This window comes from Mycoplasma sp. 4423, assembly GCF_054353855.1.
The window spans coordinates 1-14,672 of sequence record NZ_JBTHHJ010000012.1; the positions used below are offsets into that span (position 1 = coordinate 1).

The 14,672-nt window shown below is 30.6% G+C and carries 15 protein-coding genes; 6 read left to right on the forward strand and 9 right to left on the reverse strand.

The features are described 5' to 3' along the window. The 6 genes from lpdA to ACXYRN_RS02695 all read right to left on the reverse strand — a co-directional run. Window positions 1-1,812 (reverse strand): dihydrolipoyl dehydrogenase (gene lpdA / locus ACXYRN_RS02670; RefSeq protein ID WP_458607572.1); only part of this gene is annotated, 1,812 nt, incomplete at its 3' end. Window position 1,813: 1 nt separating this feature from the next. Further along, window positions 1,814-2,749, reverse strand: coding sequence for a 2-oxo acid dehydrogenase subunit E2 (locus tag ACXYRN_RS02675; protein WP_458607573.1), 936 nt, complete (start codon window positions 2,747-2,749; stop codon window positions 1,814-1,816). A 29-nt stretch (window positions 2,750-2,778) separates the two neighbouring features. Next, the gene (locus ACXYRN_RS02680) at window positions 2,779-3,771 is read right to left on the reverse strand and encodes an alpha-ketoacid dehydrogenase subunit beta (RefSeq protein WP_435130232.1); all 993 of its coding nucleotides are present in this window, start codon (window positions 3,769-3,771) and stop codon (window positions 2,779-2,781) included. Beyond that, window positions 3,771-4,883, reverse strand: a complete 1,113-nt coding sequence (pdhA, locus tag ACXYRN_RS02685) for a pyruvate dehydrogenase (acetyl-transferring) E1 component subunit alpha (protein ID WP_435130234.1) — start codon at window positions 4,881-4,883, stop codon at window positions 3,771-3,773. The genes ACXYRN_RS02680 and pdhA overlap by 1 nt, the downstream gene beginning before the upstream one ends. 43 nt (window positions 4,884-4,926) lie before the next feature. After that, window positions 4,927-6,306 carry an FAD-dependent oxidoreductase gene (locus tag ACXYRN_RS02690; RefSeq protein ID WP_458607574.1) on the reverse strand — a complete coding sequence of 460 codons (1,380 nt, stop codon included), beginning with the start codon at window positions 6,304-6,306 and terminating at the stop codon, window positions 4,927-4,929. 80 nt (window positions 6,307-6,386) lie between these two features. Beyond that, on the reverse strand, window positions 6,387-7,346 hold the full coding sequence (locus ACXYRN_RS02695) for a phosphate acetyltransferase (RefSeq protein WP_458607575.1): 960 nt from the start codon (window positions 7,344-7,346) through the stop codon (window positions 6,387-6,389). Window positions 7,347-7,555: 209 nt separating this feature from the next. Between ACXYRN_RS02695 and ACXYRN_RS02700 the strand changes: the two genes are divergently transcribed. From ACXYRN_RS02700 to ACXYRN_RS02725, 6 genes are read left to right on the forward strand one after another with little or no spacing between them, the layout of a single operon-like run. Continuing rightward, window positions 7,556-7,873 carry a hypothetical protein gene (locus tag ACXYRN_RS02700; protein WP_458597253.1) on the forward strand — a complete coding sequence of 106 codons (318 nt, stop codon included), beginning with the start codon at window positions 7,556-7,558 and terminating at the stop codon, window positions 7,871-7,873. Window positions 7,874-7,876: 3 nt separating this feature from the next. Beyond that, window positions 7,877-8,860 (forward strand): lipoate--protein ligase, encoded by a 984-nt coding sequence (locus tag ACXYRN_RS02705; RefSeq protein WP_458607576.1) that lies wholly within the window; start codon window positions 7,877-7,879, stop codon window positions 8,858-8,860. Continuing rightward, on the forward strand, window positions 8,860-9,690 hold the full coding sequence (locus ACXYRN_RS02710; RefSeq protein WP_458607577.1) for an alpha/beta fold hydrolase: 831 nt from the start codon (window positions 8,860-8,862) through the stop codon (window positions 9,688-9,690). The genes ACXYRN_RS02705 and ACXYRN_RS02710 overlap by 1 nt, the downstream gene beginning before the upstream one ends. Window positions 9,691-9,720: 30 nt before the next feature. Next, entirely contained in the window at window positions 9,721-10,455 is a 735-nt protein-coding gene (locus tag ACXYRN_RS02715) for a type III pantothenate kinase (protein ID WP_458597255.1), read from the forward strand. 11 nt (window positions 10,456-10,466) lie between these two features. Continuing rightward, a complete protein-coding gene (locus tag ACXYRN_RS02720; protein WP_458607578.1) occupies window positions 10,467-10,958 on the forward strand; it encodes a hypothetical protein in 492 nt (163 codons plus the stop codon). Between the two features lie 58 nt (window positions 10,959-11,016). After that, window positions 11,017-12,426, forward strand: a complete 1,410-nt coding sequence (locus ACXYRN_RS02725; protein WP_458607595.1) for an MIP family Ig-specific serine endopeptidase — start codon at window positions 11,017-11,019, stop codon at window positions 12,424-12,426. Between the two features lie 28 nt (window positions 12,427-12,454). On the opposite strand, the gene rsmI is transcribed toward ACXYRN_RS02725, so the two are convergent. From rsmI to tmk, 3 genes are read right to left on the reverse strand one after another with little or no spacing between them, the layout of a single operon-like run. Next, a complete protein-coding gene (gene rsmI / locus ACXYRN_RS02730) occupies window positions 12,455-13,177 on the reverse strand; it encodes a 16S rRNA (cytidine(1402)-2'-O)-methyltransferase (RefSeq protein WP_458607579.1) in 723 nt (240 codons plus the stop codon). Then, the gene (locus tag ACXYRN_RS02735; protein WP_458607580.1) at window positions 13,170-14,021 is read right to left on the reverse strand and encodes a hypothetical protein; all 852 of its coding nucleotides are present in this window, start codon (window positions 14,019-14,021) and stop codon (window positions 13,170-13,172) included. The genes rsmI and ACXYRN_RS02735 overlap by 8 nt, the downstream gene beginning before the upstream one ends. Beyond that, window positions 14,002-14,667, reverse strand: coding sequence for a dTMP kinase (gene tmk, locus ACXYRN_RS02740; RefSeq protein ID WP_458607581.1), 666 nt, complete (start codon window positions 14,665-14,667; stop codon window positions 14,002-14,004). Before tmk ends, ACXYRN_RS02735 begins: the two co-directional genes overlap by 20 nt. Between the last annotated feature and the right edge of the window lie 5 nt (window positions 14,668-14,672).

The window sequence follows — 14,672 nt, forward strand, 5'->3', positions numbered from 1 at the left end:
TACTTCTGAGAAAGTTGGATGTGGGTGTATAGCAGAAGCTATTTCATAGATAGTTGATTCTAAATCCATAGCTAAAACAACCTCTGAGATTAAGTCTGTTGCTGTTCCACCAATAATGTGACATCCAAGAATTTCACCAAATTCTTTTCCAATAATAAATTTAGCAAAACCTTTTTCTTCGTGTGCTGCTAATGCTTTACCAATGAATGTGAATTGGTGTTTAGCTACTATAAAATCTTTACCTTGCTCTTTTGCTTGTTCTTCAGTTAATCCGACAGTTGCAATTTCTGGATGGGTGTAAACGCAAGCAGGAACGGTTTTTGAAGAGTATTTAACTTCTTTTTTAAGAATGTTAGATACAGCAACAATTGCATGTCTGTAAGCAACATGTGCTAACATTGATTGACCTACAACATCACCGATACCATAAACACCATCAACATTGGTTTTACAGAATTCATCTACTAAAAGTTGCTTACGATCTCCAAGTTTGATTCCGACTTCTTCTAAACCAAGTGATTCTGGAACTCTACCAACAGAAACTAAAACTAATTCTGATTCAATTGATTCTTCCTTACCATTTACAGTATAGAAAATTTTGTTGTTTTCAAATTTTGTTGTATTTGCATTAGCAATAACTGTAACACCTGCTTCTTTTAAATCAGCAGTAACTTGTTTGATAATATCTTTATCAAGCATTGCTAAAACAGTTGGAAGGTTTTGTAAAATAGTTACTTTTGTTCCAGCAGCAGAAAATACTTGGGCAAATTCAACCCCGATTACACCTCCACCAACGATAGTTAATGATTGTGGTTTGTTTTTAAGGTTAATTGCTTCCTTTGAAGTAATTAACTTACCTGATTTATAACCTTCTTCAAATCCAGGAAGTGGTATTTTACGATCAGATGAACCGGTTGCAATGATAATATTTTTCCCACGGTAAACTTTTGAATCAACTTCAACTTCATGGGCTCCAACAAATTTTGCTGTTCCAAGGATAGTTTTAACCTTGTTCATACGCATTAGAGCTTGTACACCATTAGTAAGTTGTTTTACCACACCGGCTTTTCTGGCATGCATTTTTTCTCAGTTTACACTAACATCAATTATTCCATCAATTCCAAAATCGTGTGCATGTTTAATATTTGATAAAACTTCAGTAGTTTTTAATAATGCTTTTGTAGGGATACATCCAACATTTAAGCAGACTCCACCTCAAAATTCTTTTTCGATGATTAAAGTTTTTAATCCAGCACCACCTGCTTCTTCAGCGGCTAAATATCCACCAGGCCCAGAACCAATAACAATTAAGTCAAATTCTTCTTCAACTTTACCTGTATATGCTTTTCCTGTGTTCTTTGCCTCAACTGCAGGTGCAGCAGATGTTGAGGCAGGTGCAACTGGTGCAGGTTTGGTAGCGGTTGCTGGTCTTTTGAATGAAGAAAGGTCAAAAAGTTGATTTGAAACCTTAACTTCACCTACAACTGAAGCTCCCCCACCTTCTTCAGCAGGTTCTTCTTTAGTTGGTGCAGGTGGTGCAGGAGCAGCGACAGGGGCTGCTTCTTCAACATCTCCACTTCCATCATCGATATAATATATTTCTTGGCCAACATGGATAACATCCCCGACAGCCATTAAAACCTTCACAATTTTACCAGTTGCAGGTGAAGGGATATCTGAAGTAACTTTATCGGTTTCAACAGAAAAAAGCGAATCACCTTCTTTTACTTCATCACCTTCTTTTTTGTAAATTTCAGCAACTGTTCCCTCGTGTAATCCTTCTCCTATATCAGCAAATTTAAATTTATGCATACTATAAAACTCCTAAAATTTCTGGTTTTTCAAGTAATTCTTTAACTCTAGCAGCGAATCTACCGGCAGCAGCACCATCAATTCATCTGTGGTCTGCAGCGACGGTAAAGTTCATTACTTTACCAGGTACAATTTGTCCATTTTTAACAACTGGTTTATCGAGAATAGCTCCGACACCAGCGATTGATATTTCAGGCCAGTTAATAACAGGTGTTCCAAATAAAGCACCTACTGAACCATAGTTAGTAATGGTAAATGATCCACCAGACATTTCATTAGGTTTAATTTTTTTATCTCTAGCAGCAAGTGCTAAACGGATAATTTCTTTACCTAAATCCACGATTGTAAGGTTTTGGGCATCTTTTACTACAGGAACCATTAACCCAGCTGCTGTATCAACAGCAATTCCTAAATTAATAGTTGTAGGATAAACGATTTCGTTAGCTGCTTCATCATATTTAGCAGCAAAAATAGGGAATTCTTTTAAAGCAGTAATAATTGCTTTTGCAATGTAAGGTAAGAATGTTAATTTTACCCCAGTAGCTTTTTGCACATCCTCTACGATTGATTTTCTTAAATCTCAAAGACGAGTTACATCGATTTCATTTACTAATGAAAAGTATGCAACAGATGCTTGTGAAGTTTTCATTGCACGAGCAATAGCATTACGGATTGGAGTAATTTTTTCTCTTCTTCCGTCTAAGGTAACTGGTGCAGGTTTGCTCACTACATCAACATGTGCTGCAGGAGCAGCAGAAGTAGCAGCAGGTGCAGCGGTAGCAGGGGCAGCAGGTTTTGCAGCAGGTGCTGCAGCAAATGCACGAACATCTGCTTCAGTAACTCTACCTTGTGGCCCTGTTCCAGTTACTAAATTAATATCAATTCCCAATTTGTTCGCTATAGCACGAGCAATAGGAGTTGCGATTTTTCTTTCCATAAATTTCCTTTCTAGTAGTTAATTATAACCTAAAAAGAAACAACCTCTTTAATTTTAGCAACAATTTTATCACTATCAATTGCGTGATATTTTTCTCCACGTGCTAAAGGAACTGTGATGTCGTATCCGGTTAAACGTGCTAAAGGAGCTTGTAAGTATTCAAATGCTCTTTCGTTTACTCTAGCAATAATTTCTGCTGAAACTGAAAATGATCTAACGGCTTCATGAACCACAAGTAATCTTCCGGTTTTCTTAACTGAATTTACAATAGTTTCAGTGTCAATTGGTTTAATAGTTCTTAAGTCAATTAATTCTACACTGATTTCTGGATTAGATGCTTGAAGTTTTTTAAGTGCTTCAAGTGATTCGTGAACTTGTGCTCCGTATGTTACAAGAGTTAAGTCGTTTCCTTCAACTAAAACATTTGCTTTTCCAATTGGAACTTCATAAATTTCAGCTGGAATTTCTTGTTTAAATGAACGGTAAATTTTCTTTGGTTCTAAAAATACAACTGGATCTGGGTCATTTATAGCTGCTATCATTAATCCTTTTGTATCATAAGGAGTTGATGGCATAACAACTTTTAATCCAGGAATGTGTGAATAAAGTGCTTCAATCGCTTCTGAGTGGTGTTCGAGAGCTCTAACTCCACCTGCCATAGGCATTCTTAATACCATTGGAACTGTTACTCTTCCACGAGTTCTGTTTCTATATCTAGCTGCATGCACAAAAAGTTGTTGAAATGCAGGGAAAGAGAATCCTTGGAATTGAATTTCAACAATAGGTTTTAGTCCATAAATAGCTGCTCCAACTCCAACACCACACATCGATGCTTCAGCAATAGGTGAATCTCAAGCTCTGGTAAGCCCGTATTTCTTTTGTAATCCTTCGGTTGCTCTGAAAACTCCACCTTCATACCCTGCATCTTGTCCTCAAAGAACAACGGTTGGATCTTTTTCCATCATTAAATCAATAGCATTAGTTAAAGCACCAATGTTATTTAATGTAACTGTTTTATCCATTATTTACTCTCCTTTAAGTTTGCATAGTAAGCCAAAGCTTCTTGTTTTTGTTCTTCTAATTCAGGTGTAAGTGTGTGATAGGTGTAGTCAAATACTTCATTGATGTCTACATCTAATTCTTCTAATGATTCGTTGTATGCTTTCTTAACTTCTTCCATTGCAGATTCTCACATTTGATCTCTTTCTGCTTCGGTTAAGTATTTTTTATCGTATAGATATTTTTCAATACGGTGCATAGGTTCTCATTTTTCGTGTTCTTTTTCTTCTTCAACAGTACGATATACTCTAGGGTTATCTGATGTTGTATGTGGTCCTTGTCTTCAAGTAATGAATTCGACTAAAACAGGTCCATTTCCTTCGCGAGCAAATTCAACTGCTTCTTTCATTACTACATAAGAAGCTAACAAGTCATTTCCGTCAACACGAACTCCTGGCATTCCAGCAGCAGCAGCCTTAGCAGCAACTGTTTCAGAACCAGTTTCAAATTTTTCAGGTGTTGAAATACTTCATTGATTATTGTTTACACAGAAAACTGATGGTCATTTTCAAATTGAAGAAATATTAATTGCTTCATAGAATTCACCTTCAGCTGTTCCCCCGTTTCCAACGAAAGAAACTGATACAGTTTTTTTACCTAGTTGTTTTGCTGCATAAGCAATTCCTGCAGCATGTGAACATTGTGTTGCGATAGGAACATTAACAGGAAGTAAATTAATCCCTTCTGGAACTACACTTCCACGTTCATTTCCATTTCAGTATAATAATTGATTTTTAATAGGCATTCCCATATAAAGCATAGTTGCATTTGAACGGAATGCTGGAACAAATCAGTCGTCTTTGGTTAACACCATAGCAGACGCTACTTGTAATGCTTCTTCACCAAAGTTAGGTGCAAAAGTAAGCATTCTCCCTTGTCTTTGAAGTTGTGTCATATATTCATCTTGTCTTCTTGAAAGAACCATGAATCTATATGCTTTTAACAATTCTTCTTTTGATAATTTAGGGTCGTGTTTTTTACCTTCGGCTGTTAAATTTCCATCAATGTCTAAGAAACGAACAATTTCTTCTTTTTTAGACATTACTAATCCAGGTTTTACAAATTTAAAAGTCATAACATCCTTTCTGATTTAATGTTTGATTTAAAGGAAAATTTCCTTATTTTTTGTTGTAATTTAGATTTAAAGCATTTAAAATGGTTTGGATTACAAAGTTAAATGGTTTGTTAAAGTGTGGCAAGAAGTAAAAGTCCATTAATGCAATTTGTGGTAAGGTTAATCTTTCTTGAATTGCTAATGATAGCATATAAATTACCTCGGTGTGGTTTGCTTCTTTACCTACTGAACCAATTTGTGCTCCTAAAAGTCTAAGTGTGTTTTTGTCATATGTAATTTTCATTCATACTTTATAGTGTTTACGCATAAATTCAGGACGATCATTGTCTTCAAAGTATTCTACAGCATAAGAATCTTTGAATTTTGGATGTCTAGATGCTGCTACTTCTGAAAGTCCTGTTGATGAATAGTTGAAATCGAACACACTAATAGCGTTAGTTCCTGAGTATCCAGGGAATGGAATAGTTTCGTTTCCTGCTAAGTGGAAAGCAGCAACAATACCAGTTTTAACAGCATTTGTTGCTAAAGCGATGTTTACATATTCATCTGAAACATTGCTAATCATTGAAGCTGCATCACCGATAGCATAAACATCTTGATCTGATAATGATCTTTGGAATTTGTCAACTTTAATCGCACCATTAGGTAGTTTGTCAACACCTTGAATTAATTCGGTTTTTGGTCTAAATCCGATAGCCAAGATTACTAAATCAGCTTCGTATGTTCCTTTGTCTGTAACAACAGCAGAAACACATTTTCCGTCTTTAGTTGTAAATCTTTGAACTTTTTCATTAAGTTGTAATTGAATTCCATTTTTTACCATAGTTGCTTCAACTTTGTCAGTAAATTCTTTGTCAAAGTAGTTTGGTATAATGCGTTCTTGCATATCAATTAAGGTAACATGTTTTCCATATTTATGGAATGCTTCGACAATTTCCACACCAATGTATCCAGCACCAATAACAACAACATTTCTCACATCTTTTGATTCTGCCTTAGCCTTAATTTCTTTTGCATGTGCAAAGATTTTAGAAACTAAAATGTTGTCTAAGTGAATGTTTTCAAAAGGTGGAATAATTGGTCAAGTTCCTCCAGCATATACAAGTTTGTCATAGTAGTCTTTAAAAACTTGTCCAGTTCTTAAGTCTTTAACTACAACATATTTTTCTTCACGATTTACTTCTATAACATCATGAGCATCTTTGATGTCTACTCCAAGTGATTTAAGTTGTTCAATACTTGAGTAGAATAATCCATCTGGATTAGAAAATTCCCCACCAACTCATAGAGCAATACCACATCCTAAAAAAGAAATGTCAGTATTTTTGTCATATGCCACTAAATGTGAGTCTGGAGCAATTTTCTTCATTGTTCTTAAAAATGAAGTCCCAGCATGGTTTGCTCCTATTGATATAATTTTCATTAAATAACCTCCGTTTTATTTAATATGAATAATTATAAAACTTTTTTCATTCTTTATACAGAATAACAAAAGCATTCATATTATTTATAAGATTGTAATGCAGTAATTAAAACTGTATTATAAACATCTTCTGTGGTTGATCCTCTTGATAGATCGTTTACAGGTTCAGCAATCCCTGTAATAACTGGTCCGATTGCACCGAATCCCCCAAAACGTTGTGCAATCTTATATCCGATGTTACCTGCATCTAAATTAGGGAACACAAAAACATTTGTAACTCCTGTATATGCAGGTTTTTTGTATTTTGATTGTCTTACTTTTTCATCAAATGCTGCATCAAATTGGATTTCTCCTATTGCCTTAGTATCTGAAAGTTCATTAAATTTTGCTGTTGCTTTAGCAGATAATTTTGACTCATCGCTAACTGCTGAACCATCTGTTGAAAAAGACAAGAAAGCTACTTTTGGATCAAAACCAAGGCTTTTAGCAAATTCGGTGGCATTTAATCCGATTTCTGCTAATTGATCTGCATTAGGTTTGATATTGACTGAAATATCTGAAAATAGGTATTTTTGTTCATCCTTATGCATAATCATAGCAGAAGAAATAGTTTTGATGTTTTTCTTAGGTCCGATTACTTTAAAAGCAGCACGTAAAATATCAGCTGTTGTGTAATTTAATCCACCGACAACCCCATCAACTTCTTTGTTTTTAAGCATCATCATTGCATAAAAAGGTGCTTGTTCAAGGTTTTTAACTGATGCTTCTAAAGTTTCCTTTCCTTTTCTTAATTCAAAATATTGCTTTGCATATTCTGATTTTTTCTCATCTGAGATAACTTCCTGCTTGATATTAGGTGTAAGTGAGCAGTTGTGTTGTGAAACTAATAACACAATATTTACTAAATCACTTTCAGCAACTTTAGCTGCTGCCTGAATCGATCTTTGATCTTCACCATCAATAAGCAAAATAGTCTTCTTACTCTTTAATTGAGTATTTTTTTGATAAATTGTATTTTCTAATTGTTTTTGGAAATTCATCCTTCTCCTTAAATATTAAATACGATTATATTATAATATATTCTAAATAAAAATCCTTAATATAGCAGTATTTTTGCAAAATCTGCTTTAAATATGAAAATGTATGCAATAAATTTGCTCAATTTGTCATTAAAAGTTTATTTTATAATCAAAAACACTGCTTTTTATTAACTTTTTCATTTGTATTTATATAGTGATATAATTAAAAAATGAAGAAGCAATTTCAAACAGTAACAAGCAAAGAATTAAATTTATCTTTTGATTTTGAGATTCTAAATCATCAAAATCGTATTTTGGATATAAAAATTAATGGACTACTTCGTGAGTTAAAATATTCTGTTGAATATTTTGACTGATTCATCGAAGATTTATTATTTTTGCTTGATAAAAATCGATACCAAAAACGCTGAGATTATGGACAAATCAATATTTTTGGTGTTACAAATTTAAATCTTAAGGAAAATGAAACAAAATTTGTTAAACTTTTTAAAAGTATAACAAATTTTGATTTAGTAAATAAGGAGTAAAAAATGAAAATATATGTATGTAAGGAAACTACACCATTTTACACACTTCCTCTTGAAGAAATAATGGCTAAAGATGAAGATAATCATGAAGATATTATTTATCTTTATCAACATGCTAATGATGTGATTATTGGACGTAATCAAAATGCATATAAGGAAGTTAAATTCGATGTTTTAGAGCGTGATAAAATAGGTTTATATCGTCGTTTATCAGGTGGTGGAGCTGTTTATCATGACCTTGGTAATTTAAATTTCTCATTTATTACTAATGATAAAACAGAGCATAGTTATCAAAAGTTTTTAGAGCCGGTTCTTAATTTCTTAAAATCACTTGGTTTAGATGCACAATTTAAAGGAAGAAATGATTTAGTAGTAAATGGTGCAAAATTTTCAGGTAATGCACAATTTATTTATAAAAATAAAATTGTACACCACGGAACTATATTATTTAATGTTGATTTAACAAGACTTTCAACTGTTTTAAATCCAAGTAAATTGAAAATGGAATCTAAAGGAATTAATAGTGCAAGACAAAGAGTGACAAACATTTTAGATGAATTACCAGTAAAAATGAGCATTGATGAATTTAAAAATAAATTCATTGAATATTTGATGCATAAATATGATGCAAAATTGCTTGATATACCTGAAAAATATACTACCTTAGTTCCACAATTGCGTAAAATTAGATCATCAAATGAGTGAGTTTTAGGTAAGAATCCGGAATTTTCCTTTTATAGCGAAAAGAAAACAGATGGTGGAATTTTACAAATAAGTGCTAATGTAAAAGAAAACAAAATAGTTGAAATTAAATTTGAAGGTGATTTTCTTACCTTACAAGGAACCGAAAGCATCGAAAGTGCATTAGTTGGACTTGATTTTGAGAAAAATAAAATATTAGATTTTTTAAAATCAGTACCTAATTTAGATAACTATTTTGGAAGCATTAGTCCACAAGAAATAGTTGATATTATGTTTGGTGAATAATGGAAAGTAAATATATAGAGCTTTTAAACGAAAGAATACATTATATAGAAGAAAACACCGGTAAACCAAAAGTTTTATTTTTACACGGATTTAATTCCTCTGCTGCTTTTGCAAACCAAGTTTACTTACAGAAAAATCGTAATTATGATGTAGTTGCTATCGATTTTCCCGGTTGTGGTTTCAGTAGTGCTAAAGAAGCAATAACAATTGAGTTATACCAACAGGTAGCATTAGAATTTGTAAAGCAATATAATTATGATTTTAAACTTGTTATTGGACATTCGCTTGGTGGAGCAAGTGCTTTGTATTTATTAAATAATAATTTAGTTAAAAAAGCACTACTAGCAGCACCGATAAATTATGAAATTTTGGATAATAAATTAGGTGAAAGTGTTGAAGCAGCAATCAAAAGAATGAAAAGTTGACTCATACCTGAAAATTATGATTCAGCTTATGAAAGTTCAGATAATTTGATTTATAATGATAAACTGGATTATCGTAAAAACTTATCAAAAGTTGCTACGATGTTTTTGAAATTAATGGATAGAAAGCGACCTATGTTTTTAAATATGGTTACATCACAGATTTTAAATCCCAATTACCTAAAAACAAGCATTAAAAGTTTATATCAAGCAAATAATGACTATGAATTTATTACTGGTATTAATGATAAATTTATTCCTTACTTTACTATAAAAAATATTGCAAATAAGATGCAAAAAAATGTAACACTTTTGCAAAATTGTGGACATGCCTTATTTTTTGAGCAACCTGAAGCAATAAATAAAAAAATTAATCAACTTGTTGAGTATTTATATATAAAAGGTTAATAACCTTTTATTTTCTTATTCTGGAGTCTTATGTTATATATTGATTTTGGTAATACATTAATTAAAATTGGTTATTTTTTGAATTCAAACTTAATAATTGAAAAATTAGAGGTGAAATTATTAAGTTTTGATTCATTGAAAGAAAAAATTGTTCAAATAAAAAACAAAATAAATATTAAAAGTATTATTATTTCTTCTGTTAAACCAGAAAAAAATATCATTTTATCGCAAGTATTTGATTTTTTAAAAATAAAATATAAATTTATTTCATATTTGGATTTCAATGAAAATGATTTAACATTCAATAAAAAAATAGCAAAAGAAGAAGTGGGAAATGATATATTACTGGCTGCATATTATATTGGGCATAAATATGAAAGTGGTTATGTAGTTTCATTAGGGACAGCATTAGTTTTAAGTAAAACTGAAAATAAAAAAATAATCGGTGTTAGCATAATGCCGGGGATAAAAAAAGGGTTAAATGCTCTTTTTGATAATACTTCATTAGTTAAACAAATCAAATTAAATAAAGATATAAAAAATATCGGTTATAATACTTCTGATGCAGTTTCATCAGGGATTCAATTTAGAATTTTATCTTTAATTATGTATTTAAATTATATAAATAAGCAAAATTATAAAATAATTTTCACCGGAGGAGATTTAAGTTTCTTTAATAAAGAAATTTTTAATAATATTGAAGAGGAAATTGTTGTAAAATCTTTAATTTTATTTACTAATAATAAACTCAAAGAAAGTATATAAGAAAGGAAAATATGAAGAGAAAATTATCTCTATTAACATTTGGTTCATTGCTAACATCTGCACTTGCAATTTCATGTGGGACAACTAACCAACAAAAGCAACCACAAAAATATAAAATACTTGTTTCTGGTGTTGAAAATAAAGCAAATAAGTATATTTTAACATTAAAAGCATATGAAATTCCAATTTCGCCAGATATAACAACTGATAAAATACAAATACAAATAAGTGGTTTAACTGAAAAATTGACAGCAATAAGTTTTGATAAAAATTCAAGGGAAATTAAATTTAATGTAACTAATTTAGACTTTGATAAAGATTATAAGATTGAAAAATTAATTGTAGATACCAATCAAATAAGTACTAATTTGGTTTTTAAAAAACAAAGACCAAAACAAGAACCGAACCCAATTCCACAACCATCAAAACCAGATAAACCAAAAGAACCCGTGACCCCCCCCATCTTTACCACCGGATTTTCATATTCCTACACAAGACTATAGTAAAAATAATCAATATCCAGATTTTGTTAAGCAATATAAGGTAGTAGATAGAAAACAGTTATATAATGAAATTTTTGATCGCAGTTTTGCTATAAAATTCGGTGTTGGTAATAAGACAGGTGATCACAGTAATGATTTTCGTTCAACAGATAGCGGGACAGCATGATTACTTGATTATCATAAACAAGACGATAATAAATATAAACTTTTCTTAGCAACTAATTTACATGTTGCAGCTGATTTATCAAATACATTAGATGAAAATGTTGCTAAAAAACTTAATTATATTGATCCGAGAAATATTAAAGCTCGTTCAATCTCAATAGGTAAAGCAGCAAAAAAAACTGATTTTACAATCAAAGAAAATAACTATAATTATCAAGCAGATAGCGCAAATACTGTTAAATGATTCGCATCAGCAGATGAATTTTTGGATGCAAATAAGTCTGATTCAGCCGCATCAGAAACTACAAAAGCAGTAGGTATATCATCTCCAAAGTTAATTTTTGCAGGTTTTGATTTTATTGATCACAAATATATTCAACCATTTCAAGATAATTTAAAGAAATTAGCACAAGAACGACTAAAAAATTATACTACTGATGCTGATCCCGATGATGAAAGCGATGAAGGTCATATTTTAAAGCAACAATTAAAAGATGAGAATTTTTATCCATTTTATACAGATTTTGCTGTTTTTGAAATAGATATTGATATGTCTAAGTTAAATACTCAAGCACAGCAAATGTTTAAATTGGCTATAGCAGGTGTTGATTCTTATTTAGCTAGACTAAATGCAACAAATCAATTACCTAATCAAGATAAAAAAACTTCTGTATATATGCAAACTGTTGATTATATGAGTGCATTTAATGAAAAAAACCAAAACAGTTTAACTAATTCAAAAGAAGTATATATAGGTGGCTATCCACAAGCTGATGCATCAGGAACAGCAGCATGAAGTATTAATAATCCAACTGAAAGAAATTCAACTTCTTTAAAATGAAATTCACGAAGTAAATCAAATGAAAAAACTTTTGCATTACCTACAAATAGCGCAGAAGAAAAGATTAATAGTGGTAATTATACACCTTATACTTCAGCACAAGGAAGATTGCTAGGTAATTATTATGGTTATAATTATTCAATTTGATTTTCATCATTATATTATGGAGCATCTGGTTCGCTTGTGTATAATGAATTTGGACAAATGATAGGTATATATGATGCAGTTGCTTCAGATGTTCAAAAGAATGACTTTTCTAAGGTAGCTGGATTTGCACCGTTCTTTCTATCACATGATTTTGATAAATTAAAAGCATATAATTTAATTGATGGGAGTGATAAGAAGAAATACCCGGCACAAACAGCTTCGTATCGTCAAAATTTATTATTAATTTATCCAAACGGTTTTGATAATTCACAAACACCGTTTAAGACAGCATTATTTCCAAATGGTTTTAAATAAATAAATCGTTTAGCACTATATAGCAGCGCTAAACGATATTTTTATTAATTTTAGGATATTTATTCACCTTAATATGTTTTGTTTTTGGGATGTTTATAACTAAGGTATATTCACCTTTTATTTTTTCAATATTTTGAAACTTGGTTATTAACACAGAAGGTTTATCGAAAAATCATTGTTCATAAATTTTTGTAAGTTCCTTAGCTAAACATATATTGACATTATCATTAAAAACATCATAAATATCTTTGATGGTTTGAAGTAGTTTATGTGGTGATATAAAGAAAATATATGTTCCTTCAGATAAATTAGTAAGTTGATTCTTTCGCTGCTGACTTTTATCTTTGATAAAACCTAAAAAAGTAAAATTATTAGAAAATCCGGAACCAACAAACGCTGTTGTTACTGCAGAAACACCAGGAATTATTTCAATATCATATCCGTTATTTCTTGCAAGATTAATAATACTAAAACCAGGGTCAGAAACAACAGGCATCCCAGCATCGGAAACCAATCCGACATTTTTTTGTGCTTGCAGAAAGTTTAAAATAATTTTAGCAGTAGCATTTTCGTTAAAAGCATTATTAGTAATCAATGTTTTTTTGGTTATACTAAAATGTTCTAATAGTTTGGTAGTTACTCTGGTATCTTCACAAGCAATTATATCTACTTTATTTAAAGTTTCAACAGCGCGAAACGTTATATCCTTAAGATTACCTATTGGAGTTCCTATTATATATAACTTACTCATATAACCTTCTAAGTTTAATTAATAAAGCAACTTTTTGCATCTCAAAATTACTGTTATAATCTGATAAATTTTTGTTAAATTCAAGCATTAATTTATTAGCAGAATTAACTTGTCGAATATTTTGTGTTTTTCTATTTATTAATCTATATATTTTGTCCAATTCTTTATATTTATAATTTAATAAATTACTGGTTTGAAATAGGTATTTTAATGCATTAAAGAAAAAAATATTTTCTTTTTTTAGATTTTCATTTAAAAAATCTAAAAATAAATTAAGTGTATATTTTGAATTATTTTGTAATAGTTGTTCAAAATAAGTTATTAATTGTTTCAAAATTACTATATGCTGCTCGTTTTCGCTAAAATTTTGGTATCAATTTTCCTTATTTGGTTTTTTTAAAAAAGGGATAAGATTAATAATTTGAGATCGTGAAATAATTGTTGGTAAAACCTTATTTATCTTGCTGGTGGTAGCAAAAATAATTGTATTATCATTTGGTTCTTCAATAAATTTTAAAAAACTATTTATTGTAATATGTGTAGTATGATCGATATCTTTAATTATTATAATGGTTTTTTGATTATTATTTTGTTGAAATTGTGCTTGATAAATTACTGCTTGAACATCATCTTTTTTAATTATATCTTTGCTTCCATCGATTAAATAAATATTATTTGTAAGTTTGCTTAAATCTGTGTCTGGTGCAAATTTAGTATTATTAATCATGTTAATAAGCTGCAATAAAAAATTATCAACATTATCTGAATTAGTTTTAAAAAGGTATAAATGTGACAATTTATTTTTTTTATTTAACTTATCGAATTTAGTTAGTATTTGGTACATTTTTATTATTTATATAACTTAAAAATTTAGGATTTTGATGGAGTTTATCAACAACTTCTTTGCATACTACATCAGCATTTTCAGAACCATCAACAATAATAAATCTTGAAGGATTTTCGGAAATAAGTTTTTGATAACCTAAATAAACATCTTGATGGAACTGCATTTTTTCATTATCGAGACGATCTTGAACTAAACGATTTTTATCACGGCGTTCCTTGCTTTTTTCAGGTGTGATATCAAAGAAAATAGTCAAATCAGGTATTGCATTATCAATAATTAAATTTGTTAGTTGTTTAACAAAATCATATCCTAACTTACGTGCGAACCCCTGATAAGCATAGAAACTATCAATATAGCGATCACAAAGCACTAACTCACCTTTTTCTAATGCAGGTCAAATAACTTTCTCAAGATGAATCCTGCGACTAGTTGAATATAGCATCGCTTCTGCAACAGGGGATAAATCACTATTTTTATCAAGAATAATATCTCTAATCCGTTCTGCTTCAGGGATGTTATGTCCACCTGGTTCGCGTGTTGAAATAAAAGGTAAGTTTGGATATTTTTCTTTGAAATATTGAATAAGTAGGTTTAAAATAGTGGTCTTTCCACTTCCGTCTAATCCTTCGAATGTAATAAACATAAATG